A 24,322-nucleotide genomic window follows, 5' to 3' on the forward strand; every position below is an offset into this window, starting at 1 on the left:
AGGGTCTGTGCGGCCCAGAGGCTTCCAGCCAGGGTCGCCTTTGGGAAGAGCCGTGTAGACGTTCTTTAAATGTATGACAGGTCATCAGACCCAGGGCAACCGCACACCGGGTTCATCCGCACTGCAAAGCCGCAATAGTTGGTCAGAGGGCGCCGTATTCCCCTGCTCCCTTTTCCCATCAACCATCACCCATCCTCCCTTACGCCCTTCGCAGCGGCAGGTAACGCGGCTGCCACGCCCGGTCACGGATCACGGCCTCTAACTCTTCCGGGGTCATGTTGCGGATGCGGCGCTCGGCGCACACGCCGTCGCGGATGGCCTGCAGGGCCACGTTCACGGCCACGCGAATGCTCAGTTCGCGCAGGTCGGCAATGGGCGGGTACACGCGCTCGCCGTAGCGCTCGGTGAACTCGGCCAGGGTGCGCGCGGCTTCCATCACCATGTTGTCGGTGATCTCGCGCGCGCGGCTGGCCACGGCCCCAAAGCCCAGCCCCGGGAAGATAAAGGCGTTGTTGCCCTGGCCCACCGGATAGCGCTGGCCCTCGTACTCCACATCGGGAAAGGGACTGCCCGAGGCGATGATGGCGCCGCCCTTCGTCCAGTGAATCAGGTCGGCGGGGCGGGCTTCCACATGGCTGCTGGGGTTGCTGAGGGGAAAGACGATGGGCCGGGGCGTGTGCGCCAGCATCGCCTGAATGCTCTCCTGCTTAAACAGGCCCGGCACGCCGGTAAAGCCCAGCAGGGCGGTGGTCTGGGCGTTCACGATCACGTCGTGCATGGTCGGGTACTCGCCCTCAAAGTGCCAGTGCGCCACCTCCTCGCGGCGGCGCACAAAGCCCAGCTGCTGGGGTTCCAGGTCCGGCTGGCCGTGCATCAGCAGGCCGTGGCGGTCCACCACGTACACGCGCGCCCCCGCTTCCTCGAAGCTCAGGCCCTGGGCCTGCAGCCCCTGGCGAATGGCCATGGCCACGCCAATGCCGGCCGCGCCCGCGCCCACCACCACGAACACCTGATCCGCGAGGCGCTCGCCCTTGATGCGCGCCGCCCCCAGCAGCCCGGCCAGCGCCATGGCCCCGGTGCCCTGAATGTCGTCGTTAAAGGACGGAATGACGCGCCGGTAGCGCTCCAGCACCCGGAAGGCGGTGCCCCGGCTGAAATCTTCCCACTGGATAATCGCCTTGGGGTAGCGCTGCGACACGGCCTCCACAAACGCGTCCAGAAACTCATCGTAGGCCGCACCCGTCAGGCGGGGGTGGTGCACGCCCAGGTACAGCGGGTCGTCAATCAGGTCCTGGCGGTTGGTGCCCACATCCAGCTCCACGGGCAGGGTCTTGTCCGGGCCCACGCCGCCCGCCGCCGTGTACAGCGAGAGCTTGCCAATGCTGATCGCCATGCCGCCGAAGCCCTGATCACCAATGCCCAGAATCGCGCTGGAATCGGTGGCCACGATCATGCGCACGTCGTTGACCGTCACGTTTTCCAGCATGTCCTCCACATGGTCAATGTCCTCGGTGCTGACCGTGAAGCCGCGCGGGTAGCGGTAGTTGCTGGAGTAGTTGCGCACCGCCTCGCCCACCGTGGGGGTGTAGATGATGGGCAGCATCTCTTCGAGGTGGTCTTCCAGAATCGCATAGAACAGCACCTCGTTGCGGTCCTGCAGCGCGCGCAGGTACTCGTGTTTTTCCAGGTCCGAGCCGCACTTGAGGTAGCGCAGGTAGGTGCGTTCCTTCTGCTCGGCAAAGGTGCTGGTGTGGGGCGGAATCAGGCCTTCAAGTTCCAGCGCGCGGCGCTCCTGGCGGGTAAAGGCCGTGGTCTTGTTCAGCAGCGGATTTTGCAGCAGGGCCAGCCCCGTGACCTGAACCTCGATGTAACGCTGACCGTCAGGGTCGCGTTTGACGTCGTAATACCGGGAAACGGGCGGAGACTTCGGCATGGCGTTTCAGCATAGCGGGCCCCGGTTGAACCGGGTTCAGGGGCGGCCGTGAACAGAAGGCACAGGGAAAAGGCGCGGGGGGAAGACACAGCGCCAGGCTGGGGCGCTGCGCCCCTGTGCACGGCGTGAACGAAAACAAGAGCACGGCTGGGCCACCTGGATTCATCAATGGTGCGGACAGTGTTCAAGCATGGCGAGTGGCCCGTGGAAGAAAGGTCGTCTGGCACGCTCGACTCGCTGCCCCCTCCCGACCTCTCCCACGAGGGGGGAGGAGAAAAACAGCGTGTTTATCAGGCTTTCCTCTGTGAAATGCTGAAACTGTCCGCACCATTATCCGGAATGTTCCCGACCGGATTGAGCCAGCTGCGCCGCCGAGGGAGAAGGAAAAAACGGATTTCCGGGCATTGGGCTGGATCAGCGCCGAAGGCGGGGAACCCCCAGTTCTTTCCTGGATGTTCCGGCAATGGCCGGCCGGCCGTGTCACAACAGCTGAAGCACCAGCTGCCTTGTGGGCGCATGAAGGTACAGCCAGGGCTCTGCGCCGGGCCCCGGGAGGAAGGGGCTGAGCGGTTCGCCCCCTAAATACGCCTGCTGGGCACGAGGGCTGAACCGGACCGTCAGCCCGTACCGGGCCATACCGGTCTTACCCTGGCCGATCCACGCGGTCCCGGACCGTTCGCCGCTGTGCTCGAACAGGCGCCGGCCAGACGCCGTGGCGGGCTGTTCAAGCGCCACGCCATCACACCAGAGCCCCCGCCGTTCGGCAAAAGGCAACTGGGCCAGGGCTGCGGTCACAGCGTATTCAAGCTGGGTGCAAACGTCTTCGCTGGGCATGTGCAGGCCTGCCCCGTCCATCATCCATCACCCGTCAACCCTCCACCATCAACGCCCCTGATGCGCCGCCCAGCGGGCCCGCAGCCCTTCAAAGCCCTCATCAATGCGGCTTTGCGGCAGCACGGCCTGAATGCTGCTGCCCCGGCCAATGTCGTCGCCCAGTTCGTTCACGGCGACCATAGAGGCGTAGATGCGCCGCCCTTCCTGCCGCTCAAAGGTGGCGGTCACGGTGACGGTCATGCCGGGCAGCGCCGAGGCGGTGTGTGTCACGTCCACCTGCATCCCAATCCCGCCCTCGCCTTCTTCTAAAAACGGCAGGATGATCTTGCGGCCCGCTTCTTCAAAGTGCTTGGCCATCCAGTAGGTCGCGTACACCGGGTGCACGCGGCCCAGTTCGCCGAAGTTCACGGTCATGTCGTCGGTCACGGTAACCGTGAGGGTCTGGGTAAAGCCGGCGGGAATGGCGCGCATGGTGCGTAGGCTAATACGGATGCCGGCTGCTCCACCAACTGCGGGGCCAGTCCGTTCGGCTTGAGCTGCTCGCCCACGGTTCAGGTCGGGGCCCGGGGAACAGACGCGGGGGGGCCAGCTGCATGGGCAGAGCCTTAACCTGCTGTCACGGAGGGCGGCTGGGGGGCCCCGTACACTGCCGGTCATGAGGCTCTCGCCCGCCGATCTGTTCACCCTGCTGCGCGAGGCCTTTCTGGCCTTCGGGCAGGACAAGGCCCCCCGGCTGGCGGCGGCCATCGCCTACTACGCCATGTTCAGCCTGGCGCCGCTGCTGCTCATCGCCGTGATCGTGGCCAGCCGCTTTCTGACCAACGAGGGGTTTCTGGACCAGCTGTTTGGGACCAGCGGCGTGGTGACCCAGAACCTGGGGGCCGACGCCGCCGCGTTTCTGAAGGGCCTGATCAAGCCCGAAAGCCTGCACAAAAGTAGCGTGATCGCCTCGGTGGTGGCGGGCGTGACCCTGTTCATGGGGGCCACCGGGCTGTTCGTGCAGCTGCAGGACGCCCTGAACACCATGTGGGGCGCTGACCCAGCGCCGCCCCGGGGCATCGTGCATGTGCTGTGGACCCGGGTGAAGTCCTTCCTGATGATCCTGGCCATTGGGCTGATCCTGATTGTCTTTCTGGGCCTGAACACCTACCTCTCGGCCATTGCGCAGCACCTGGGCGACACCATCGGGGCGGGCGCGCTGTTCGTGCGCCTGGGGACGGTGCTGCTTTCTACCCTGTGTCTGGCCCCGGTGTTCGCGGGCATCTACAAGGTGCTGCCCGACGTGAAGCTGGAATGGCGCGAGGTCTGGGTGGGGGGCCTGTTCACGTCGGCGCTGTTCACCCTGGGGCAGCTGGGCATTGGCCTGTATCTGGGGCAGGCGGCGCCGGGCAGCGTGTTTGCGGGCGCGGCCTCGCTGGTGCTGCTGCTGCTGTGGATCTACTACTCGGCCATGATCTTTTTCTTTGGCGCAGAAGTGACCTGGGTGTACTCACAGAAATTCGGCACCCACGCGGGCGGCGCGGCCAACACCGCCAAGAAAGAAGCCCTGGCCGCCCAGGGCGTGGAAATAGACCCCAGTGAGAGCGAGCAGGAGCGCGAGGCCAAAGCGGGCGCCGACGGCCCGGTGCGCGACGCCCGGGGCCGCGTGGTGGGGGGCCGGAGGCTGGGCGTGAAGGTGCCCGCGCTCCCCCGCGTGCTGCCGCAGGTGCCCCGGCGGGAAGAGGGGCGGGTGCTGCCCACCGTGCGCGCGGCGCTGGCCAACGCGCTGCTGGCCCTGCTGGCGGTACCGGCCGTGATTGTGCTGCGGCTGCTGGGCCTGACCGGCGGAAGACGAACCCGCGACAAGGGGTGACCAGCCGGTTTGGCTGGCCTGGAACTAGGAGCTGGAACTAGGAGAAGGAGCGGGGTCTGGGGTGTGACCTTGGCCCGCCGCTGGTGCTCTGACCAAGGGGGCAAACAGCGTCAACTTTTCCGGCGACCCCTCTTGCGGTGGACACGCAGAGCGGCGCCGCAACGGGCAGCCAGTGGGCTCCGCCCATGTCGTGCGGAGGACTTTACTTTCTGCACTTGAACACGGTCTGCCCCTTGCTGGCGAGGAGGACAAACCCGGTCTGACCTGCCCGGCGCGGCCATCTGCTATCACAGGGCGCATGAAGCGTCCCCTGCTCTTGCTGGGCCTGCTGCTGGCGGGTTCGGCCCAGGCCGCGAACCTCACGGTGTTCGCCGCCGCCTCGCTCACCGACGCCTTTACGGAGCTGGGCCGGGCCTTTGACGCCCGCACCGGGCACCGGACGACTTTTCAGTTCGCGGGCTCGCAGGTGCTGCGCACCCAACTGGAACAGGGCGCACGGGCCGACGTGTACGCCAGCGCCAACAGCGCGCAGTTTGAGCCGCTGGTGCGCGCGGGCCTGCTGAACCCAGGGACGCTTTTTGTCAGCAACCGGCTGGCCATCATCGCCCCGCAGAGCAGCCGCGCCGTGACCACCCTGGCCGATCTGGCGCGCCCCGGCGTGAAACTGGTGATTGCCGACCGCGCCGTGCCGGCTGGCGACTACACCCGGCGCATGCTGACAGCCGTGGAGAAGGCGGGCACCTACGGCAAGGACTTTTCGGCCCGGGTGCTGAAGAATGTGGTCAGCGAGGAGCCCAACGTGCGGCAGGTGGCCCTGAAGGTGGGCCTGGGCGAGGCCGACGCCGCCGTGGTTTACCAGACCGATGTCACGCCCGCCCTGAAAGCCAAGGTGCGCCTCATCGCCCTGCCCACGCGCTTTAACCAGACCGCCAGCTATCCCCTGGGCGTGGTGAAGGGCAGCGCGAACCCCCAGGCCGCGCAGGCCTTTGTGGCCTTTGTGCTGTCGGCCGAGGGGCAGACGATTCTGCGGCGCTGGGGCTTTCGGCCGGCGCCGCGCCCCACCCCGTAAGCCGCGTGCGGCGCGCGGGCGAGGGGCTGCCCCTGCTGCCAGCCGCGCTGGGGGGGCTGCTGGTGGCCTTTTTGCTGCTGCCGGTGCTGGCCCTGCTGGCGCGTGGGCTGGGCCCCGCCTTCTGGCCCACCCTGCACAGCCCCGCCGTGCAGGACGCCCTGCGCGTGAGCCTGCTGACCACCGGCTGCGCGGTGGCCCTCACCGTGGTGCTGGTGACCCCGGTGGCCTGGGCGCTGGCCCGCTTTCACTTTCCTGGCAAGGCGGCGCTGGAAACGCTGCTGGACCTGCCGATTGTGCTGCCGCCCGTGGTGGCGGGGGTGGGGCTGCTGCTGGTGTTCGGGCGCCAGGGCTGGCTGGGGCCGCCGCTGGAACTGGCGGGCATCAGCGTGGCGTTCTCGCCGGCGGCGGTGGTGCTGGCACAGCTGTTCGTCTCGGCGCCGTTTTACCTGCGCGCCGCCCGCGCGGGCTTCGGCGCCGTGGACCCAGACGTGGAAGCCGCCGCCCGCACCGACGGCGCCGGGCGCTGGGCGGTCTTTCGCCTGATCACGTGGCCGCTGGCGTTGCCCTTTCTGCTGGAGGGCCTGATTCTCACCTGGGCGCGGGCCCTGGGCGAGTTTGGCGCCACCATCCTGTTCGCCGGGTCGCTGCCGGGCAAAACCCGCTCTATTACCCTCGCCATCTACGCCGCGCTGGAATCGGACCTGGGGCCGGCGCTGGTGCTCTCGGCGGTGATGGTGGTGGTGGCTTTTGCCCTGTTGCTGCTGGTGCGCATGGCAGCTGGGCTGCGCCAGCGGTAGAACGCAAGATGAAGATCAGGATTCAGGTGATTCGTGCCGCGCCTGGAGGAGCGCATAAAGGCCCTCGTGCGCTGGCAGCCCCAAGTGGATGACGCGGTCCGCTTCGCCGAGCAGTGCGGTTGCCAGGGCGTGAACGGACGGTTCGTGCCCTGCGCGGAGATAGGGAACCAAGCTGATCAGCACCACCACGGAGGCGTGACCCATATTCACCATTCGTAAAATTTCTCCTCGATCATCAGGGCGAATGAGTTCGCTCCGAAAACAGTCCTGACCAACCCCAGGCAAGCCTTCGCGATCACTGCGCGTAAAGCGGCAGGTGGTCGGCCAGAACCTGGCCGTGACGTTCCACATATCGTTGGGATCGGCAGCTTCAAACTCCTCTAACCCGTCGCGCAGGGCATCTGCCAGCGTCTTGACTGCATCTGGCGACACTTCATCCAGGGCCTGAAGGAGCGGGGTGGAGCGTTCAACGATGCGCCGGACAAACGCCATGAGTGGAGCCTACCGCGCCCCTGACACCTGTGAATCAGCCTTGCTGTGGCAGCGGATACGGCAGCGTGCCCTCGTAGATGGCCCGGCCCACAATGGCGCCCTCTATGCCTTCTTGTTGCAGCAGCGCCACGTCGTCCAGGTTGGCCACGCCGCCGCCCACGATCAGGGTGCCGGTCCACAGGGCGCGCACCTGCCGCATCAGCTCGCGGTCCAGGCCGCGCAGGGTGCCGTCGCGGGTCACATCGGTAAAAATCAGGGTGTGCAGGCCTGCGGCCGACAGCACCGGGGTCAGTTCGCCCACGCCCACGCCGCTGCCCTGGGCCCAGCCGTGGGTGGCGACCTCTAAGCCCCGGGCGTCCAGGCTGACCACCACGCGCGCCGGGCCGTGGGCGGCGATCAGCTCGCGCACCAGTTCCGGTTGCTTCACAGCGGCCGTGCCGATCACCACCCGCTCCACCCCGGCCGCCAGCAGATCCTCAGCCGCCTCGCGGGTGCGGATGCCGCCGCCCACCTCCACGGGCACGCCCAGTTCCCGCGTGATCTGGTGAATCACCGCGCGGTTCTCGCCGCGCCCGGTGGCGGCGTCCAGGTCCACAAGGTGCACCAGTGTGGCGCCCAGCGACACCCAGTGCTTCGCGGCGGCCAGCGGCGACTCGAAATACACCGTTTCGCGGTCCGGGTCGCCTTCGTACAGGCGCACGGCGCGGCCCGATTGAATATCCACGCAGGGAATGAGGAGGGGCGAGGGGGCACTCATGGGGCCCAGGATACGGGCCCCGGCTCGCAGGGGGGGCCCGTGAGGGCTACACTGCCCCCGTGCGCGTGGGGATTGTCACAGCAACCTATCTGCCGTCCCGCAACGGGGTGGCCACCAGTACCGCCCTGTTTGCGCGGGGCCTGCGCGAACGCGGCCACGACGTGCGCCTCTTTGCGCCGCGCCACCCCCAGGTGACGGGGCCCGAGGAGGGCGTCTACCGCCTGAATTCCTCGTTTGCGGGCGCGCGCGCCCTGGGCGCTCCGGCTGACTACCCGGTCATGCTGGCCCCAGGCCCGCTGCTGACCGCGCGGCTGCCCCTGCGCGACTTGGACGTGCTGCACACCATGCACCCGTTCCTGGCGGGGGGACTGGCCCTGAAGTGGGGGCGGCTGTCCGGGGCGCCGGTGGTGTACACCGCCCACACCCAGTACGACCAGTACCTGCACTATGCCCCCATGCCCGAGCGGGTGGGCCGCGCGGTGCTGCGCCCGCATGTCAGCGCCTTTGCGCGGCGGGTCTCGGCGGTGCTGGCCCCGGGGCAGGCGATGGTGGACATGCTGCGCGCCTACGGCTACGGGGGCCCTGTGGAGCTGTTTCCCAACCCGGTGGACCTCGCCGCCTTCAGGGCCGCCGAGGGCGCCGCCTTTCGCGCGCAGTTTCATGTGGGCCCGGGGACGCCGCTGGTGGTGTCGCTGGGCCGCCTGGCGCCGGAAAAGAACCTGGAGGTCATGCTGCGCGCCTTTGACCAGGCCCGCGCCAGCCGCCCCGAGCTGCGCCTGCTGGTGGTGGGCGACGGCCCCAGCCGCGCGGCCCTGCAGGCCCTGGCCCCCGAGGGCGTGACCTTTACGGGCCCCATTCCCTACGCCCGCGTGCCCGAAGCCCTGGCCGCCGCCGACGCGTTTCTCACCGCCAGCACCAGCGAGGTGCTGCCCATGAGCATGATCGAGGCCCTGGCCTCGGGGACCCCGCTGGTGGCGGCGCGCAGCCCGGCGGCCCTGGACCTCATCACCGAGGGCGAAAACGGCACCGTGCGCGAGCCCACCCCCGAGGCCCTGGCGGGCGGGCTGCTGGACACCCTGGCCCCGGCGCGCCTGCCGGCGCTGCAGCGCGGCGCCCGGACCAGCGCCGCCCGCTACGACCTGCCGGTGCGGGCGCAGGCACTGGAAGCGGTATACGAACGTGTGCTCGCCGGGCGGTCTTAGGCCAACCGCCCCGCCGAAGGGTCTGGAGGTCAATGGCACGCAGTCAATGGACGCACAGCTGCAGAAAGCGCCATGAGCAGCGATGGTTTGGCCGGCAGCCAACTTTCGTTTACATGCTGATTAGTCACCGGTGGGATTTAACCTATGATTGTTGCACAAAACGATGAAAATCAGGATGTTTATTGGCATTCTTCCTTATGAAGACATGCAGAGTGGTAGTTCCAGATGATTATGCTCATGTGGTTGAAAAGACATTGAAGATTATAGAAGAGGCTTGGCAAATAAGACCACAGCAAGACATCCATATTCATAAAAGCGAGAACTGGTGGCCTGGTATTTCACCCCACCTCACACCTATTGAATACATCTGGCGCAGAATCTACCGTTCGCGGGACGAGGCCATTTGGAAGAGGTCTGCCGCCTGCCACGTTCAACTGAATCGTTGCGCTCTTATCTTGCTGAGGTCTTGCCCTGCGCCCCATGTGCCAGAAGTGTCCGTAGGGAGTCGCCTCTTTCAACCGGCGAGCAAAGAGGAGCGAGAACAGTGGTGGCTGTGTCATGAACTCACCCACGCCTGCACCTCGCATCTCCAGCTGCCTTTCTGGCTGAATGAGGGACTCGCCATGCTCGTGACTGATCTCTATGCTGGGCGTCAGACCGTACAGATCAGCACGCGACCAAGCTCGCACGACGAGGCCATCCTCACCATGAACGCGGTGCACCTGCACAAGCTCTCAGAGGATGAGTGGTTCGCCATTTACGCGCAGAGTTATTGGCGCACCCAGCAACTTTTTGACGAACATCCCCAGGCTCTTCAGCAGGCCCTGTGCCATTCCGCGAGGTGCTGAAGCAGGTCGGCCAAGAATTCGGTGATGGCCGCGGCCAGGACAAAACGCGTGTCCTGCCGCGTCCCGAAGTTGATGAGCTGGCCCCCGGTTGGCCGGGCCCCCGGCGCGCGGCCAACCGGCTCATACGGATTTCGGATAATCCGTTACAGCCCCTACGCGTCGCTTCGGTGCTTTCACTCCTCTCCGTCACCGTTTTTCCTTCTCTGCTGCGCAGCTCTGCGAGTCCCTCCGGTCGGGTTAATCCGTGATGGAATAACGGATTAACCGGAATCCTTATCAATCCGTGGCGGCCACGCCCGCGCTTTCGCGGCTCCGGTCGGTGGGGTGGGGCGTTTGGCCCAGCCATTGCCCCAGCCAGCTCAGATACTCGTTCAGGCGCACCAATCGCCGGTCGGGGCGGCCAGAGCGGCTCAGTTCGTGGTCCTCGCCGGGAAAGCGCACAAAGCGCACCGGCACGCCGTGCAGGGTCAGGGCGGCGTACCACTGCTCGGCCTGCTCCACCGGGCAGCGGTGGTCCAGCACCGAATGCACGATCAGGGTGGGGGTCTGTACATTCTCCACGTACTGCAGCGGGCTCAGGTCCCACAGCTTCAGGGCGTCGGCGCGGCGGTGAAAGTTCAGGCCCAGTTCGTCGTCCCAGAAGCGCAGGCCAATGTCGCTGGTGCCCCCGAAGGAAATCAGGTTGCAGATGGAGCGGTCGGTGATCGCCGCCTGAAAGCGGGGGGTGTGCGCCGTGATCCAGTTCGTCATGTAACCGCCGTAACTGCCGCCCATCACGGCCGTCCGGGTGCGGTCCAGGGTGGGGTCGGTGTCCAGGCAGCGGTCAAAAAAGGCCAGCAGGTCGTCCATGTCCACGCTGCCCCAGCGGCCATGAATGGCGTCCACCCAGGCCTGCCCGTAGCCCACGCTGCCGCGCGGGTTGCTGTAGCACACGCCGTAGCCGTGCGCGGCCAGCAGCTGGAACTCGTGCATGAAAGCGTGGCCGTAATCGGTGTGGGGCCCGCCGTGAATGTTCAGCAGGGCGGGGAAGGGGCCCTCGCCGGCCGGGCGCAGCACCCAGCCTTCGGCCTCGCCCAGTTCGGTGGCAAAGGTCACGCGGGTGGGGGAGAGCACCGGAAAGGGCAGGGCCGCGTGCAGCTCGGTCACCGCCACGCCGTTCAACTCCACCTCGGGAAAGCGGTCGGCGCGTTCGCGGATCAGGGCCACGCCGCCGCCCCGGGCCGTAAAGGCCGCGATCACGGTGTGCGGGTCGTGGTCGTGGGGGCGCACCTTACCGTCAACGGTGGCGGTGAACAGCCCGCAGCTGCCGCGCACCGTCGAGGAAAAGAGCAGCGTGCGTTCGTCCAGCCATGTGGGCTTGGCGGGCATGGCGCCCACATGGCAGTCGCCGCCAACCAGATTGCCCACCGGGGCATCGTGGCCAGGGTCCAGGCGCTGCGGGGCCGCGCCGCCCTGCAGGGGCAGCAGGTACAGGTGGGCGTGCTCGGTGTTGCCCTGGCCCTCAGGGCGGCCCACCAGCACGAACCGCTGGCCGTCCGGGTGCGGCACCACCGCCTGCACCGCCGAGTTCCACGCGGTTACCTGCCGGGGCTTGGCCGCGTTCAGGTCCAGCTGCCACACCTCGTCCTGCCACTGGGCGCCGTGGCGCTCGCTCTGGGGGGCCACGAACAGCACGCCCTGACCGCCGGGCAGCCACGTCACGCCGCTGATCTCCACTTCGGGGGCGTACCACTCGCGCACCTCACCGCTCTCTACGTGCAGCACAAACAGGCGCGCGGGGCGTTCAGGCAGCCAGTCGCGGCCGTTAAAGCGGTAGCGCGGCTTGGTGATGATCCGGGCCTCGCCGCGCTCGTCGCGCTTGTCCTCGTCGTCGGCGGTGCTCAGGAAGGCGAGGTGGGTGCCGCCTGGGCTCCACTGCAGGTCCTGCACGCCGCCCCGGAAGTGCGTGACTTGCCGCGCCTCCCCGCCCGAGAGCGGCAGCAGGTACAGCTGCGCGCCGCCCTCACCGGCCTTGCGGGTAAACGCCAGCGTCTGGCCGTCCGGCGACCAGCGCGGCGAGCCGTCGCGGCCCTCGCCATGCGTCAGCGCGCGGGTGCCGGCCGCGTCCGCAAGCCAGATCTGGCCCTTGTAGCGCGGCTTGGCAAAGGCGGCGTCGGGCTTGTGGGGGTCCTCTTCTTCCACCCGCGTCAGCACAAAGGCGGCGCGCTGGCCGTCTGGGCTGATCTGGGGGTCCGAGGGAAACGAGAGGCTCAGCAGGGTCTCTGGGCCGGGCTGGGCCGCCTTTGGTTGCGTCATGGCCCCCAGTCAAGCACACCATGCCCCCCCGGGCCGAGTCGCCCGTCCGGCCTGGGGGGCATGGCGGTGGCTAGGCCCGGCGGCGGCTCGACAGGGCCGGTGAAGCCGCAGGAGCCAGAGACTCGAAGGGGTTCTCAGCGTCAGTGGACGACCATCAGCCCCCACCTGAACCGGCCCGCTTGGCACCGTGCGTCACCCCCGTCTTTGGGTTGCACAGAGACCCCTCCAGATGGGGGCGCTTCGGCCGGTCGCGGCGTTCAGCCAGTGGAGGAGGGGGGGCCTGCCCTTTCATCCTTTGACCGGTCTTCCAGGACCCAGGGGGCCTCAGGCAGCACCCTTCCCCCCCCTCTGACTCTGTGAGCGCGCACCCTATAGAAGCGCTTCCAAACGCGAAAAATTCCCATTCATGATGACTCGCTCAAGGCGGAGTGGAACGAGTCTCGCTATTTCCAAAGAACCTTACCTTACTCTGACTGTACCGGCCCAATCCGGTCTGTCTCTCCCCTTCTGTCGGTGTGCGCCGCACGCTGACTGTCCGCCGACATCCCTGGTTTTTACTTCTCTTCATCGTCCCTCTGGAGGTCTGCTATGCAAGAGCTGTCCTGCACCTGGGTTCCCGGCACCTTTGATGTTGTTCGCCTGAAGTTCGCCGGCCGGACCGTGGAAATGACCAGCACCCGTCTCGCCCGCCTGTTTGGCAAACAGGCCCTGCACGACCTGTACCTCAAGGGCAGTGCCAAACTCAAGGCCGATCCGCAGCAGGTGGCCCTGCTCAGCTGAGTGCTGCCGCCGCTGCCCCCTCTTCAGGCGCCCCCTTCCCCGGGGCGCCTTTTTGCGGCGCGCTAGCATGCCGCCATGACCCCACACGTCCCCGACATAGACCCTCTGGCCCTGCAGGCCGATCTGCGCCAGCTCGTGGAGATCGAGTCGCCGTCCAGCGACCCGCTGGCGGTGGCGCATGTGATGAACGTGGTGGAAGGCTGGGCGCGCGACTTGGGCGCCCAGACCCACGCCCTGGGCGGCGGCACCCGTGTCTTTCACTTTGGCGTGGACGGCACCCGGCCCCCCCTGCTGGTGCTCACCCACGCCGACACCGTCTGGCCCCACGGCACCCTGGCAGGCATGCCCCTGCGCGTGGACGGCGAACGCCTGTATGGCCCCGGCACCTACGACATGAAAGCGGGCATCGTGGGCCTGTTTCACGCGCTGCGGGCCCTGGGTGGGGCGTGGCCGCGCGGCGGGATCACGGTGCTGCTCTCGCCCGACGAGGAAACCGGCAGCGAAACCAGCCGCGCCCACATTGAAGCCGCCGCCCGCCAGAGCCGCGCCGCGCTGGTGGTGGAGCCCCCGGTGGCCGACACCCACGCCCTGAAAACCGGGCGCAAGGGCACAGGGTCGTTTACGCTGACCTTCAGCGGGGTGGCCAGCCACGCGGGCAACAAGCCCGAGGAAGGTGCGAGCGCCATCACCGCCGCCGCCGAGGCGGTGCTGGCCCTGCAGGCCCTGGCCCGCCCCGAAGCCGGCACCACCGTCAGCGTGGGCCTGATTGCGGGCGGCAGCGCCGTGAACGTGATTCCCGCCGACTGCACCCTGCAGGTGGACCTGCGCGTGAGCACCTTGGCCGAGGCCGAGCGCCTGGACGCCGCCGTGCGCGCGTGGCGCCCCAGTGACCCCCGGGTGCGCGTGGCTGTGTCGGGGGGCCTGAACCGCCCGCCCTTCGAGCAGGGCGCCGGCACCCTGGCGCTGTACGAGCAGGCCCGCGCCGTGGCCCACGACCTGGGCTTCGAGCTGCCCCACGCGGTGGTGGGCGGCGGCAGCGACGGCAACTTCACAGCGCCCATCATTCCCACCCTGGACGGCCTGGGTGCCCCCGGCGACGGGGCCCACGCCGCCCACGAACACGTCCGCCTGGACCGCTGGCCCGACCATGTTCGCCTCCTGACCCGCCTGCTGCGCGAGGTGTAGGAGAGGGGGAAGGGCGAGGTTTCTGGCGGGGCTGGCTGTTGGGTCAGCAGCCTTCGATGGGTGGTGGGAAGGGCCCAGGTGACGCCTCCTTTCTGTAGCCAGGCGCCGTCGCCAACCCCCTCCTACGCGGCCCGCCCTCAGGAGCCGGACGGGATTTCGGGCTGGGGTGCGGCCAGCAGGGCGTCCAGTTCGGCGGGGGTCACTGGCGGGCAGAGGCCGTGGCCCTGGCCCAGCGGGCAGCCCAGGGCGCGCAGCACCTCCAGCTGGGCGGGGTGCTCAATGCCCTCGGCGGTCAGCTCGGCGCGCATGTGCCCGGCGATGTCCAGGGCGGCGCGCGTCAGGGCGTGGGCAAACCCGCCCGTCTCGTGGTCCGACAGCCCGGCGATGATCGAGCGGTCCAGCTTGACCCCGGTAATCGGCATGGTGCGCAGGCGCGCCAGATTGGAGTACCCGGACCCGAAGTCGTCAATGCTGATGCGCACGCCCAGCTCGCGCAGGTCCTGCAGGGTGCGCGCCACCCGGTCGTCCTCGTACAGCACGGCGGTTTCGGTGAGTTCCAGTTCCAGGCGCCGTGCCGGCAGGCCCGTGTGGTCCAGGGCTTCCCGCACCGTCGCCACAAAGTCGGCCTGCAGCAGCTGCACCGGGCTCACATTCACGCTGACCCGCACGCCTGGCCAGCCGCGCGCCGCCCGGCAGGCTTCGCGCAGCACCCAGGCCCCCACGGGCATGATCAGGCCCACCCGCTCGGCCACCGGAATGAACTCGCCCGGGGGCACCGGGCCCAGCTGCGGATGGGTCCAGCGCAGCAGCGCCTCGGCCTTGATCAGGCGCCGGTCGCGCAGGCGGTAGATGGGCTGAAAGCGCAGGGACAGTTCAGAGCGGGCCAGGGCGTGGCCCAGGTCGCGGGCCAGCACCTGAAAGCGTTCGGTGGCGGCGTCCTGCTGCGGGTGGTAGCGCCGCACCTGCCGCCGCCCGGCGCGCTTGACCGCGTACATGGCGCTGTCGGCGTGCCGCAGCAGGTCGGTGGGGTGCTGGGCGTCGTCGGGATACAGGCTCAGGCCAATGCTGACCGTGGCGTCCACCCCCACGCGGCGGCTGGGTTCCAGCGGCGCCTGCAGCAGGTGCTGGGCCAGCGCGTGGGCCTCGGGCTCGCGGGTGTCGGGCAGCAGCACCACGAACTCGTCGCCGCTGAGGCGGTACACCTGCGCCGCTGGCCCGGCCAGGCGCTGCAGTTCGCCGGCCAGCCCACGCAGCAGGTCGTCGCCGGCCGCGTGGCCCAGGGTGTCGTTGATCACCTTGAAGGCGTCCACGTCCACGAACAGCACCGCAAAGGGCGTTTGCTGGGCGGCCAGCCGCCCGAGTTGTTCGTGCAGGCGCACGCGTCCGGGTAGGCCGGTCAGCAGGTCGGTGTACACCAACTGCTGCAAGACCCGCTGCTCGCCGTGCAGCCGCCCCAGGGCGTCGTTGCGCTGCATAAAAAAAGACGCCCCGTACAGGCTGACGGCCGCCGACAGGTTGATCTGCAGCAGCGCCCGCGCCAGATCCACCGGCAGGCCCTCTCCCTGCACCACCGGCCACAGCACGATGATCAGGCTGCAGGCACCCACCGCCCACAGCAGCGCCCCCAGCACCCGCCGCACCTCGCGCGCCAGATCGGTCAGCATGGTCCAGGTGATCACGGTGGGCAGCCACACCAGGGTTTCGAGCACCTCCAGCACCCGGGTGTAGGGATCGCGCAGCACAAAGCCCAGCAGCAGCAGCTTGACGCTCAGAAACAGGCCGCTGCCCGCCGTGACGATCAGGGTGATCTGGCGAATGGACCCCCATGACCGCGCCACCGCCAGCCAGCAGCCCACCAGCAGGACCGACATGGCGAGGTACAGCGGCGGGTCGTAATAGGTGTCCCAGGGGTCGGGGCGGGCAAACAGCAGCGCCGCCAGCACCGACAGCTGCACCACCGGCAGGCCCAGCAGCAGCATGCGCCGCCACGCTTGGTGCAGCTCGTGCGTGATCGGCGTGCCTTCTGGTTCCATGCCCGGCAGCCTATCCACCCGCGCCCTACAGTTTCCATACGCGGCCGTGCGCGCCGCGGCGCCCTTGTGCCGGGTGCGGCGCGGCCCGCACAATCACCCCATGTTCCGCCTGCGCCGCCGCCCTCCCAACCCGTATGTCAAGACCGACAGCCCCCAGGTATTCCGCGTGCGGGTGCGCACGCAGCTCCACGGCGAGGAGGTGGAGGTGCGGTTTACCAAGGGCGCGCACATCGCCGCCGAGGAAGACGGCACTTTTTTCTTCCGCAAGCCCATCGTCTCGCCCCGCCACCTGGACCGGGGCGAACTGCTGGTGCGCTTTGACCGCGCCTACCGCGTGACCGCCACCGAGGGCGAGGGCCTGACCTTTATCCCGGTGAGCGAGTGGCCGGACCCTGAGGCGTAACCGGGGAAGCGGCTCTGTCACTGCTCTGACAACGCAGCCCCTTTCAATGGGGGCGTTGCGCCCTCTGCCCCCTCAACCCGAAGACCCCCTCTGGCCAGTGTTCAGGCCCGGCCTGCTCCCAGTCCCACGGCGTGAAAGGTCTCTTCTGTGATGCGCTGGGGGAACTTGCGAATAAAGTCCACGGTGCTCAGGGCCTGGGTGCGGTGACAGGCGATGGCCTGCAGCTTGCGGGTCACATGCGCGCTGACATCGTGGCGCACATTCGGCGGCAGCCACTCGGCGCGCAGGGCCTCGTGCTCGGGGGGCACGTCGCTGGCGTAGTACCACAGCTGGGGGCGTTCCTGGGGCGGCAGCGCGTCCCAGGCCGCCTTGACGGCGCGGTGGGTGGTGACGTGGTCGGGGTGGCCGTTGCTGCCGTTGGGGGGAAAGGTCAGCACGATTTCGGGGCGCAGGCGCGTCATGGCCTCGCGCGCCGTGTCCACCAGCGGGGCGAAGGGCTGGTCCTGCAGGTACTTGTCGGGAAAGTGGTGGTGTTCAAAAACGCTGCCCGGGTGGCGCGTCAGGCCAATCACGTCCAGGCAGGCGGCCAGTTCCACCTCGCGCATGCGGGCCAGGGCTTCGGGCGAGTCGCACAGGCCCAGGGTGCGCCCGGCCTCGCCCCGGGTCAGGGTCACCAGGCCGCATGGCTCGTCCGCCGCCAGATGCGTCATCAGGGTGCCAGCGGCGCCGTACACCTCGTCGTCGGGGTGCGGCACGATCAAGAGGAGTTTCAGGCGGGGGCTCATGCCGCCCAGGATACGGCGCGCGCCGCCTAGCGCTTGGAGCGGGGCGAGCGGCTGGGGCCACCCTGCCACGCCGCCAGAAGTAGTGACACCACAATGACCATGAAAGCCAGCAGCAATTCCATAGGGCATCCTCCCTTTCTTTATCTGACGTTAATGTGACGGCACGAGGCCGCGCCGTGAAATATCCATCAACCTCAGACCAATTGTGAGTAAACGCCCAACTGTACTGCCCCCTGCGAAAGCCCGTCAAAGGGCCAGCGGGGGGGGTGGTCCAGGCAAGTGGGCCAGCGCCGTGCCGGCCGCCTGCAGCGCCGCTTCAAACTGCCCGGGGCTGACCGGCAGCACGCTCAGGCGTGATCCGCGTGCCAGCAGCGGGGAATCAGCCCAGGCGGGCAGGCCCCGCAAGTCGTCCAGGGTCACCAGCCGCGCCAGGGCCTGGACCGGGGCCACATCCACCATGCTCCAGCGCGGGGCTTCCGGCGTGGCTTTGGGGTCCAGGTAGGGGCTCTGGGGGTCAAACTGCAGGTTGTCCGGGTAGGCCGCGCGCACCACCCGCGCCACGCCCGCGACCCCGGGCGGCTTGGCCCCCGAGTGGTAAAAGAGGCACAGGTCGCCGGCGGCCATCTCGCGCAGGAAGTTGCGGGCCTGATAGTTGCGCACCCCGTTCCAGGGCTCGCGCCCGGCCCGTTCCAGGTCCGGGTAGCCAAAGACCTCAGGTTCCGATTTCAGCAGCCAGAAACGCATGGCCCCCAGGGTAGAGGGTCCGGGGCCGCGCAGTTCAGGGGACGGCCGGGGGCAGGGGCGGGAGGGGCTGGGCGTCGCCGCTCAGCTGAAGCTGTCCCCCGCCCCAGCTGTACCCCCCGTCGCCGCCGGGTGTGCGGTTCAGGGGCAGGACGGCCACGTAAACACCCCGCGCTTTGGCGCTCAGGTTGCTTGCTGGCAAGCTTATGGTGTTGGGATCGGCCTGTGGGTCCACCTGCAGCCGGTACAGCACCGTCCATTCATTCAGCCGCAGGGGCATGACCCCCCGCTGCACGAAACCCTGCCCAGCGGGCGGCACCGTATGGGTTTCCTGGGTGGGGGTCTGGGTGGACAGCTGCTGCGTGACCTGATGCAGCCGCACGCGGGGACTGTGGCAGGGGTTTTCCGTGGTGGCCAGGCCACCACTGTACACAGAAATGCCCGAATTGGCCCAGCGCGAAGGCAGACCGTACCCCGACACGAAGATGATGGCCTGAGAGGCGCCCTCGCACGTGGCGGTCTGGGAGGTCAGCAGCAGCCGTTCCTGGTAGCGGTAGCTCCCGGGCAGGCGACCTGCGAAGTTCTGCTCCTCCTGCGCGGCGATGTGGTTGACCGAGACATCCGCCCCAAGGGGTTCCCAGCCCCCCTTCGAGCCGCTGACGGTGGCATAGACCGCCGCCTGGGTGCCGCGCGGATAGGTCAGGGTGACCGCCTGGTAAATGCCTCTGGGGGCGTCTGGCCGCGCGAAGAGCGCTGAAATGTCCTGCTGGTTGGTGGCCTCAAACCGCGCGCCTTCCTGGGGCGGCAGCCACTCGCGGTAGGCCGTCCAGCCCAGACCGCCCAGCACCAGCGCACCCAGGGTCAGCCAGCCGGCGCGGTGGGTCAGGGCGTGGCCCAGCAGGCGCCGGTTGACCGGCTGCGGGTTCCCCATGGCGCGCACGGCCAGGAACTCGGCTTCCTCGGGGGAAAAGCCCTGCGCTTCGTGCTCGGCGGCGCGGTCCAGCAGGTGGGTGCGCAGTTCGGCGGCGGCGTCCAGCCGCTCGGCGGCGGGCAGGCCCCGGGTGGCGCGGTGAACATAGCCTTCCACGGTCAGCGCCGAGGAGAGAAGGGCAGGGCGCCGCAGCAGCTTCATGCGGCCCGCCGCAGCAGCAGGGCGTCGAGGGCGCCGCGCAGGGTCTGCCATTCCTGGCGCTTGTGCTGCAGGGCGCGCCGGCCGTCGTCGGTCAGGCGGTAGACCTTGCGGGGGGCGCCCCCCCGGTCACTGGGTTGCCAGTCGCTCTCGATCCAGCCCGCTTTCACGAGGCGGTGCAGCGCCGGGTACAGACTGCCTTCGCGCAGGTCAAAGAGGCCCCCGCTGCGGGCGTTGACATGGTTCAGAATGTCCAGCCCGTACCGGGGCTGATCCTGCAGGGCGGCCAGCAAGGCCAGGTCCAGCGTGCCAGATTTGAGCGGATTCATAGGGACCTCCTAAGTTGCTTGCTTTGCAAAGTAGTGCTTGGCAAGAGTCTTGTCAAGCAAGGAAGCGGACCCCCGTGCCTTTCACTACCGTGGTTCCCCGGCGCGCGCACTACACTGCCCGCGTGCGCGCCTCGCCCTGGCTTCCGGTTCTGCTGCTGCTGGCGCTGGCCGCTTACCTGCTGCCAGATGCCAATCTGCCCTTTGCGCCGCCCGCCCCGGTGACGCAGGGCGCCCTGCCCGCCCCGCCGCGCGCCCTGCCGGCCCAGTCGCAGGCGCTGTTCGAGCGCAGCCGCCCCGCCACGGTGCGCGTGGAGAGCGTGAACCCCGACACCCGCAACGCCGGCATTGGCACCGGCTTTTTCATCAGCGCGGGCGGGCAGGTGCTCACGGCCTACCATGTGGTCAGCGGGGGGCGGCTCTTTCAGGTGCGCACCCTGTCGGGCGAGTCCTACCCCGCGCGGGTGACCGCCTTTGACGCCAACAACGATGTGGCGCTGCTGACGGTGCGCGGCGGCGAGGCGTTCCCCTTCCTGAAGCTGGCCACCCGGGCGCCGCGCGTGGGCGAGACGGTGCTGGCCATTGGCAACAGCGGCGGCGATTTCCTGCAGCCGCGCCGGGGCCAGCTGCTGCGCCTGAACGCCGCCTCGGCCCGCGCTGATTTTCCGGGCGGCACCCTGGAAATGACCGCGCCCCTGGCCCCCGGCGACAGCGGCGGCCCCATCCTGGACGGCAACGGGCAGGCGATTGGCGTGGTGAGCTACATCAGCGTGGACGGCAGCGGGCGGACCCGGCGCAGCTACGCGGTGCCGGTGGTGGAAGGCAACGAGCTGATCGTGGCCCTGCGGAGCGGCGAGAAACGCGACGTGCCAGTGGTGGGTCTGTTCTTCGACTCGCTGCACAGCGGCCTGACCGATCCACCGGGCGGCGTGGTGGACGCGGTGGCCCGCCGCAGCCCCGCCGAGCGCGCCGGCCTGCGCGGCAGCGTGCGCGACGACCAGGACAACCTGGTGAGCCTGGGCGACGTGATCGTGCGGGTCAACGGCGAACGCACCCGGGACGCCAACGCCGTCATTAACGCCATTCGGCGCCTGAAAATTGGCGAAACGGTGGTCTTGACCTACCTGCGCGGCGAAGAAACCCGCGAGGCCCGCGTGACCCTGGTGCCGCGCGCCACCGTGCCCGACCTGCCCTGACAGCGGCGGCCAGTGCCACCCAGGGGCTCAACAACAGCCCCTCCATCGCTCTGGGTTCTCCTGAGACCTTCAGTCGCCGCCCATCCTGGTTTCACTGCCCCAGTGCAGACTGCAGGGATGTCCAGAGCCTTTGTTCGTGAAGATGAGGGGGAGCGCTGGCAGCCCCCGGCCCCCCGCCGCGCCTACCGCATTGTGTGGCGGGGCCATGAAACCCAGCCGCCGGAGGTGGTGCGCGAAACCGACGATCTGCTTGACGCCTTGCGCTGGTTACAGACCCGCGACCAGCGCCACCTGTTCGAGCTGCGCGACGGCCACGGCGTGCTGCTGGCCACCGCCAGCTGAAGGCAGGGAAGGGAAAGCCCCCGCCTCTCCTCACCTGGAGGCGCGGGGGGTTCTTTGGGGCCAGCGGGAGTGGGGGAGAGGTGGGCGGTTGCCTTCAGAACTCTCTTCAGAGTGCAGCCCTTCTGGCGAGCGCCAACCCTTTCCCCACCTTGCGGGACCACCCTCTACTCACCCGACCAGTCGCCCTCCAGCGTGAAACGCACGGTGCCGGCCAGGGTCTGCCCCGGGCTCAGCACGCGCAGGTCGGTGCCGTCCACGCCGCGCGGGGCCAGATTGACAGCGTCGGTGGCGTGTGAGACCGGCTCTAAGGCCAGGCTGCCGTCCGGCGCCGTGAACACCACGAGGTGCGAATACACGTTGTCGGCGGTGATGGTCAGGGCCCGGCGGCCCCAGTCCAGCCGCGCCACGCCGTTCCAGGCGGTGTAGGTGGCGTCAATCTGGCGCTCGCCCACGGGCACGGGGCGCCGGAAGTCCTCGGCCGGGGTGACCGGCCGCGCGGCGCCCAGCGGCAACTGGCGTTCATCGGTGTCGTAGAGCAGTTCGGCGTCCACCTCCAGCGTGGGGTCTACGCCCCCGGCGCCCGCCTGCCGCGCAAAATACGGGTGCAGGCCCAGTCCGGCCGGCATGGGCTGGGTGTCGGCATTCACGAGGCTGACGGTGGTGTCGAGGTGCGGGCCGTGCAGGCGGTAGTCCACGGCGGCGGTAAAGGCCCAGGGCCAGTTCACGTCGGCAAAGTCGCGGCTGTCAAAGGTGGCGCGCAGGTGAGAGGCGCTGGCTTCAGCCACCTGCCAGGGGCGGTTGCGCACGTCGCCGTGCTGGGCCAGCCCATTTTTGGTGGTGGGGCGCAGCTGCACCTCCTGGCCCCCGAAGGAAAAGCGGGCGTCGCGGATACGGTTGCTGTAGGGCAACAGCAGAAAGCTGGCGCACTGGCTGCTGGTCTGCACCGTGCCCAGGTCCACCGGGCGCAGCACAGGCACCCCGGCCGCCGCGCGCAGGTTCAGCACGCTGGCGCCCAGGCCCGGCAGCACCTCCAGGGTCAAGTGCTCGCTGCGCAGGGTGTGCACCGGGCCGTGGCCTGGGGTCACGCGCGGCCCCGGGTGATTTCAAACAGCAGAATGCCGGCCGCCACCGAGGCGTTCAGGCTCTGCACCCGCCCGCGCACCGGAATGCTCACCAGGGCGTCGCATTTCTCGCGCACCAAGCGGCGCATGCCTTCGCCCTCAGCCCCGATGACCAGGGCCACCTTGCCGCTGAAATCCAGCTGGCGCACGTCCTGGGCGGCTTCGCCGGCTGCGCCGTAGACCCACACCCCCTCTTTTTTCAGGGCTTCGATGAGGCGGGGCAGGTTCTTCGTCTGGGCCACGGGCAGGTAACTGGTGGCTCCGGCGGCGGTCTTGGCCACCACCGGCGACAGCGGCGCGCTGCGGCGCTCTTCCACCACCACGCCGTGCGCGCCCAGCACCTCGGCGCTGCGGATAATCGCGCCAAAGTTGCGCGGGTCGGTGATGCCGTCCAGCAGCACGATCAGCAGGTCCTCGCCGCGCTGCTCGGCCAGGTCCAGAATGTCGTCCACGCTGCCCCACGCCAGGTCCTCGACTTCGGCCAGCAGGCCCTGGTGGGCGGTGGTGCCCGCCAGCTGGTCCAGTTCTATGCGCGGCGCGAAGCGCAGCCGGACCCCCGTGGCCTTGAGCTGCGCCACCAGCGCCTCTTCCACGCCCCGCGCGACCAGGACCTCACTCACGCGCCCTTCGCGAAGTGCCTCTAGCACCGGATTCCGCCCGTACAGCAACATGTCAGGCAGTGTACCCGGCGCGGGGGCCTGGGCTATTCCGCTGCCGGGGCCACGAACGCCGCGCTGTCGTAGTAGGTGCGGAAGGCCGTCACCCGGCCGCCTTGCACCTCAATGAGGCTCACGCCCCGGTAGGCCACGTCGCGTCCGCCGGCCAGCTGGCCTGTGGTTTCCCACTCCATCACGCCCAGGCCGCCTTCTTCGTGGCTGCGGGAGAATTCGCTGTGCACCTGCGCGAAGTTGTCGAGGTAGGTCTGCCAGAACTCGCGCGCGCCGTCCAGGCCCTGCCAGCTGTGCGCGCTGAGGTTGCGCAGCGTGACCTCTGGGGCGTGCAGGGCCAGCAGGTCGTCCAGCTGCCGGGTGTTCTCGGCGGTCTGAAGCGCGGCCATAAAGCGTTGGGTGGTGCTGCCATCCGGGGCGTACGTCATGGGCCCCAGCACACCACCCGCCCCGCCCGCAAAGCGTAGGCGCGGCTACGGGCTGAAGAAGGAATGAAGGGAAAGAGCGCGGAACTGCCAAGTGGAGGTGTGGGCGGCGTAGAGGTTGAAGAGATGGACCAGGCGTGAACGAGTGGTGGGCGGCTTTGCAAGGGACAGACTCCGTTTCGCCAGAGGCAAAGGCCAAGAATTTGGTGCAGCTGGCGGCCAGGCCCCTGGGCCTCTTCAGGCAGCGGGTACAAAGCTCCAGCCCTGCGCGGTTCGTTGGCGCCACGCAGGAGGTCACGTTTATGCGGCAGCTGGCTGCGTAAGGCACATCCCCTCGTCCACGCGGAAACTTAGTGGGTGCAGCGTTGCTGGCGGCGCAAGGAACGTGGGCAGCGTTCGATGGTGAATGTGCGCGGTTGCGCAGGTGCAGAAAGTGTCAAGATGCCGGCATGACTGATCAGGTGCGGGCGAACGTGCAAGCCCGACCAGCCGAAAGGCGCGGGCGTCGGGCTGACCTTGCTGGCACACTGGACAAGACTTGCCAGAGCGTGCCCTGCCCCCTTCACGGTGGCGGAGGCAGGGGTCGAAAGGGCTCAACCCTATGAGCCGCCAGCCTCGCAAGGCCAGGGTTGCACCTGAAAGTGGAAATGGGCAGACCGGTGGGTACGTGGGCATGAAGGCTACGCTCGCCGGAGGGTGTTTAGGTCTTGGCATGACCTCTTTAATGGGCGCCATACAACAGGGGAGTGCCAGGCAAGGGGTTTTCGCCGCAGGTCTGCTCCTGGCCGCCCTTCTGATCTGGAAGAAACTCAGCGACAGGATCGTGGAAACCGTCTTTTGGTGGCTGGGGATTGCCTCTTTATGGCTGTTTTGCGGGCTATGCATCGCCATGACGTTGCTTGGCCTGGTGTACGCGGCGCTGAGCATACGCGAGGGAGACTCGGTCTTTTGGACAGCATTGGTGATCGTTGCCCTGGCCCTGCCATGTGCGCTGGCACTGGGCCGGGGCGCGCTGCAGCTTCGGCGGCCAGACACAGGTAAACCGTAATCCATGTTTAGAACTTCGAGGCGCCGCCGTGAAGTTCGGCCTTGCTTCCCCTTGGTCTGTG

General features: G+C 68.4%; 24 protein-coding genes. 11 read left to right on the top strand and 13 right to left on the bottom strand.

The annotated features are described in order from the left end of the window. Positions 1-199: 199 nt before the first annotated feature. Both K7W41_RS04280 and K7W41_RS04285 read right to left on the bottom strand, forming a co-directional pair. Complete coding sequence (locus K7W41_RS04280; protein WP_224605071.1) at positions 200-1,933, bottom strand: NAD-dependent malic enzyme; 1,734 nt, start codon at positions 1,931-1,933, stop codon at positions 200-202. Positions 1,934-2,815: 882 nt separating this feature from the next. After that, on the bottom strand, positions 2,816-3,238 hold the full coding sequence (locus K7W41_RS04285; protein WP_224605075.1) for a thioesterase family protein: 423 nt from the start codon (positions 3,236-3,238) through the stop codon (positions 2,816-2,818). A 184-nt stretch (positions 3,239-3,422) separates the two neighbouring features. On the opposite strand from K7W41_RS04285, the gene K7W41_RS04290 reads away from it, so the two are divergent. The 3 genes from K7W41_RS04290 (at position 3,423) to K7W41_RS04300 (ending at position 6,485) form a co-directional block, all read left to right on the top strand. Further along, positions 3,423-4,619, top strand: coding sequence for a YihY/virulence factor BrkB family protein (locus K7W41_RS04290; protein WP_224605078.1), 1,197 nt, complete (start codon positions 3,423-3,425; stop codon positions 4,617-4,619). A gap of 298 nt (positions 4,620-4,917) precedes the next feature. Beyond that, positions 4,918-5,688 (top strand): molybdate ABC transporter substrate-binding protein, encoded by a 771-nt coding sequence (gene modA / locus K7W41_RS04295; protein WP_224605080.1) that lies wholly within the window; start codon positions 4,918-4,920, stop codon positions 5,686-5,688. 5 nt (positions 5,689-5,693) lie between these two features. Beyond that, complete coding sequence (locus K7W41_RS04300; RefSeq protein WP_224605083.1) at positions 5,694-6,485, top strand: ABC transporter permease; 792 nt, start codon at positions 5,694-5,696, stop codon at positions 6,483-6,485. Positions 6,486-6,500: 15 nt separating this feature from the next. Here K7W41_RS04300 and K7W41_RS04305 read toward each other — a convergent pair whose 3' ends face one another. Both K7W41_RS04305 and hisA read right to left on the bottom strand, forming a co-directional pair. Beyond that, positions 6,501-6,977 (bottom strand): hypothetical protein, encoded by a 477-nt coding sequence (locus K7W41_RS04305; RefSeq protein ID WP_224605087.1) that lies wholly within the window; start codon positions 6,975-6,977, stop codon positions 6,501-6,503. Positions 6,978-7,011: 34 nt separating this feature from the next. Then, the gene (gene hisA, locus K7W41_RS04310) at positions 7,012-7,734 is read right to left on the bottom strand and encodes a 1-(5-phosphoribosyl)-5-[(5-phosphoribosylamino)methylideneamino]imidazole-4-carboxamide isomerase (RefSeq protein WP_224605089.1); all 723 of its coding nucleotides are present in this window, start codon (positions 7,732-7,734) and stop codon (positions 7,012-7,014) included. Positions 7,735-7,793: 59 nt separating this feature from the next. Here hisA and K7W41_RS04315 point away from each other — a divergent pair, with 59 nt between their 5' ends. Together K7W41_RS04315 and K7W41_RS04320 are read left to right on the top strand one after the other, a co-directional pair. After that, entirely contained in the window at positions 7,794-8,936 is a 1,143-nt protein-coding gene (locus tag K7W41_RS04315; protein WP_224605092.1) for a glycosyltransferase family 4 protein, read from the top strand. Between the two features lie 623 nt (positions 8,937-9,559). Next, positions 9,560-9,784, top strand: a complete 225-nt coding sequence (locus K7W41_RS04320) for a hypothetical protein (protein WP_224605095.1) — start codon at positions 9,560-9,562, stop codon at positions 9,782-9,784. Between the two features lie 276 nt (positions 9,785-10,060). On the opposite strand, the gene K7W41_RS04325 is transcribed toward K7W41_RS04320, so the two are convergent. Further along, the gene (locus tag K7W41_RS04325) at positions 10,061-12,079 is read right to left on the bottom strand and encodes a S9 family peptidase (protein ID WP_224605098.1); all 2,019 of its coding nucleotides are present in this window, start codon (positions 12,077-12,079) and stop codon (positions 10,061-10,063) included. 588 nt (positions 12,080-12,667) lie between these two features. Between K7W41_RS04325 and K7W41_RS04330 the strand changes: the two genes are divergently transcribed. Together K7W41_RS04330 and K7W41_RS04335 are read left to right on the top strand one after the other, a co-directional pair. Further along, positions 12,668-12,859, top strand: a complete 192-nt coding sequence (locus tag K7W41_RS04330) for a hypothetical protein (protein WP_107137890.1) — start codon at positions 12,668-12,670, stop codon at positions 12,857-12,859. A 75-nt stretch (positions 12,860-12,934) separates the two neighbouring features. Next, positions 12,935-14,044, top strand: coding sequence for a M20 family metallopeptidase (locus K7W41_RS04335; protein ID WP_224605101.1), 1,110 nt, complete (start codon positions 12,935-12,937; stop codon positions 14,042-14,044). 137 nt (positions 14,045-14,181) lie between these two features. Here K7W41_RS04335 and K7W41_RS04340 read toward each other — a convergent pair whose 3' ends face one another. Next, positions 14,182-16,077, bottom strand: a complete 1,896-nt coding sequence (locus tag K7W41_RS04340) for a putative bifunctional diguanylate cyclase/phosphodiesterase (RefSeq protein ID WP_224605103.1) — start codon at positions 16,075-16,077, stop codon at positions 14,182-14,184. A gap of 100 nt (positions 16,078-16,177) precedes the next feature. Between K7W41_RS04340 and K7W41_RS04345 the strand changes: the two genes are divergently transcribed. Then, a complete protein-coding gene (locus K7W41_RS04345) occupies positions 16,178-16,480 on the top strand; it encodes a hypothetical protein (protein WP_224605105.1) in 303 nt (100 codons plus the stop codon). Between the two features lie 101 nt (positions 16,481-16,581). Here the strand turns inward: K7W41_RS04345 and K7W41_RS04350 are convergent, their stop codons facing one another. From K7W41_RS04350 to K7W41_RS04365, 4 genes are all read right to left on the bottom strand, one after another. Beyond that, on the bottom strand, positions 16,582-17,265 hold the full coding sequence (locus K7W41_RS04350; protein ID WP_224605107.1) for a PIG-L deacetylase family protein: 684 nt from the start codon (positions 17,263-17,265) through the stop codon (positions 16,582-16,584). A 246-nt stretch (positions 17,266-17,511) separates the two neighbouring features. Continuing rightward, on the bottom strand, positions 17,512-18,009 hold the full coding sequence (locus K7W41_RS04355) for an EVE domain-containing protein (protein ID WP_224605108.1): 498 nt from the start codon (positions 18,007-18,009) through the stop codon (positions 17,512-17,514). Positions 18,010-18,043: 34 nt separating this feature from the next. After that, complete coding sequence (locus tag K7W41_RS04360; RefSeq protein WP_224605109.1) at positions 18,044-19,138, bottom strand: permease prefix domain 1-containing protein; 1,095 nt, start codon at positions 19,136-19,138, stop codon at positions 18,044-18,046. Further along, positions 19,135-19,464 (bottom strand): PadR family transcriptional regulator, encoded by a 330-nt coding sequence (locus K7W41_RS04365; RefSeq protein WP_224605110.1) that lies wholly within the window; start codon positions 19,462-19,464, stop codon positions 19,135-19,137. Before K7W41_RS04365 ends, K7W41_RS04360 begins: the two co-directional genes overlap by 4 nt. Positions 19,465-19,586: 122 nt before the next feature. Between K7W41_RS04365 and K7W41_RS04370 the strand changes: the two genes are divergently transcribed. Both K7W41_RS04370 and K7W41_RS04375 read left to right on the top strand, forming a co-directional pair. Next, entirely contained in the window at positions 19,587-20,657 is a 1,071-nt protein-coding gene (locus K7W41_RS04370; protein ID WP_224605111.1) for a S1C family serine protease, read from the top strand. Between the two features lie 117 nt (positions 20,658-20,774). Further along, positions 20,775-20,999 (top strand): hypothetical protein, encoded by a 225-nt coding sequence (locus K7W41_RS04375; protein ID WP_224605112.1) that lies wholly within the window; start codon positions 20,775-20,777, stop codon positions 20,997-20,999. 164 nt (positions 21,000-21,163) lie between these two features. Here K7W41_RS04375 and K7W41_RS04380 read toward each other — a convergent pair whose 3' ends face one another. From K7W41_RS04380 to K7W41_RS04390, 3 genes are read right to left on the bottom strand one after another with little or no spacing between them, the layout of a single operon-like run. Further along, positions 21,164-22,084, bottom strand: coding sequence for an aldose 1-epimerase (locus tag K7W41_RS04380; RefSeq protein WP_224605113.1), 921 nt, complete (start codon positions 22,082-22,084; stop codon positions 21,164-21,166). After that, positions 22,081-22,791: a 23S rRNA (guanosine(2251)-2'-O)-methyltransferase RlmB gene (gene rlmB, locus K7W41_RS04385; protein WP_224605115.1), complete on the bottom strand. Its 711-nt coding sequence runs from the start codon at positions 22,789-22,791 to the stop codon at positions 22,081-22,083. The genes K7W41_RS04380 and rlmB overlap by 4 nt, the downstream gene beginning before the upstream one ends. A 32-nt stretch (positions 22,792-22,823) precedes the next feature. Further along, positions 22,824-23,216, bottom strand: a complete 393-nt coding sequence (locus K7W41_RS04390) for a nuclear transport factor 2 family protein (protein ID WP_224605117.1) — start codon at positions 23,214-23,216, stop codon at positions 22,824-22,826. Positions 23,217-23,814: 598 nt separating this feature from the next. On the opposite strand from K7W41_RS04390, the gene K7W41_RS04395 reads away from it, so the two are divergent. Then, positions 23,815-24,261, top strand: a complete 447-nt coding sequence (locus K7W41_RS04395) for a hypothetical protein (RefSeq protein WP_224605120.1) — start codon at positions 23,815-23,817, stop codon at positions 24,259-24,261. Positions 24,262-24,322: the final 61 nt, after the last annotated feature.

It is taken from the genome of Deinococcus multiflagellatus, assembly GCF_020166415.1.
Classification (GTDB): Bacteria; Deinococcota; Deinococci; order Deinococcales; family Deinococcaceae; genus Deinococcus; species Deinococcus multiflagellatus.

Excerpts from the sequence above, each read along its gene's own strand:
- K7W41_RS04305 (WP_224605087.1), bottom strand. The coding sequence starts at position 6,977 with ATGGCGTTTGTCCGGCGCATCGTTGAACGCTCCACCCCGCTCCTTCAG.
- K7W41_RS04330 (WP_107137890.1), top strand. The coding sequence starts at position 12,668 with ATGCAAGAGCTGTCCTGCACCTGGGTTCCCGGCACCTTTGATGTTGTT.
- K7W41_RS04320 (WP_224605095.1), top strand. The coding sequence starts at position 9,560 with ATGCTCGTGACTGATCTCTATGCTGGGCGTCAGACCGTACAGATCAGC.
- K7W41_RS04345 (WP_224605105.1), top strand. The coding sequence starts at position 16,178 with ATGTTCCGCCTGCGCCGCCGCCCTCCCAACCCGTATGTCAAGACCGAC.
- modA (WP_224605080.1), top strand. The coding sequence starts at position 4,918 with ATGAAGCGTCCCCTGCTCTTGCTGGGCCTGCTGCTGGCGGGTTCGGCC.
- K7W41_RS04280 (WP_224605071.1), bottom strand. The coding sequence starts at position 1,933 with ATGCCGAAGTCTCCGCCCGTTTCCCGGTATTACGACGTCAAACGCGAC.
- K7W41_RS04365 (WP_224605110.1), bottom strand. The coding sequence starts at position 19,464 with ATGAATCCGCTCAAATCTGGCACGCTGGACCTGGCCTTGCTGGCCGCC.
- K7W41_RS04335 (WP_224605101.1), top strand. The coding sequence starts at position 12,935 with ATGACCCCACACGTCCCCGACATAGACCCTCTGGCCCTGCAGGCCGAT.
- K7W41_RS04375 (WP_224605112.1), top strand. The coding sequence starts at position 20,775 with ATGTCCAGAGCCTTTGTTCGTGAAGATGAGGGGGAGCGCTGGCAGCCC.
- rlmB (WP_224605115.1), bottom strand. The coding sequence starts at position 22,791 with ATGTTGCTGTACGGGCGGAATCCGGTGCTAGAGGCACTTCGCGAAGGG.
- hisA (WP_224605089.1), bottom strand. The coding sequence starts at position 7,734 with ATGAGTGCCCCCTCGCCCCTCCTCATTCCCTGCGTGGATATTCAATCG.
- K7W41_RS04290 (WP_224605078.1), top strand. The coding sequence starts at position 3,423 with ATGAGGCTCTCGCCCGCCGATCTGTTCACCCTGCTGCGCGAGGCCTTT.
- K7W41_RS04285 (WP_224605075.1), bottom strand. The coding sequence starts at position 3,238 with ATGCGCGCCATTCCCGCCGGCTTTACCCAGACCCTCACGGTTACCGTG.
- K7W41_RS04325 (WP_224605098.1), bottom strand. The coding sequence starts at position 12,079 with ATGACGCAACCAAAGGCGGCCCAGCCCGGCCCAGAGACCCTGCTGAGC.
- K7W41_RS04355 (WP_224605108.1), bottom strand. The coding sequence starts at position 18,009 with ATGCGTTTCTGGCTGCTGAAATCGGAACCTGAGGTCTTTGGCTACCCG.
- K7W41_RS04350 (WP_224605107.1), bottom strand. The coding sequence starts at position 17,265 with ATGAGCCCCCGCCTGAAACTCCTCTTGATCGTGCCGCACCCCGACGAC.
- K7W41_RS04395 (WP_224605120.1), top strand. The coding sequence starts at position 23,815 with ATGAGCCGCCAGCCTCGCAAGGCCAGGGTTGCACCTGAAAGTGGAAAT.
- K7W41_RS04360 (WP_224605109.1), bottom strand. The coding sequence starts at position 19,138 with ATGAAGCTGCTGCGGCGCCCTGCCCTTCTCTCCTCGGCGCTGACCGTG.
- K7W41_RS04340 (WP_224605103.1), bottom strand. The coding sequence starts at position 16,077 with ATGGAACCAGAAGGCACGCCGATCACGCACGAGCTGCACCAAGCGTGG.
- K7W41_RS04390 (WP_224605117.1), bottom strand. The coding sequence starts at position 23,216 with ATGACGTACGCCCCGGATGGCAGCACCACCCAACGCTTTATGGCCGCG.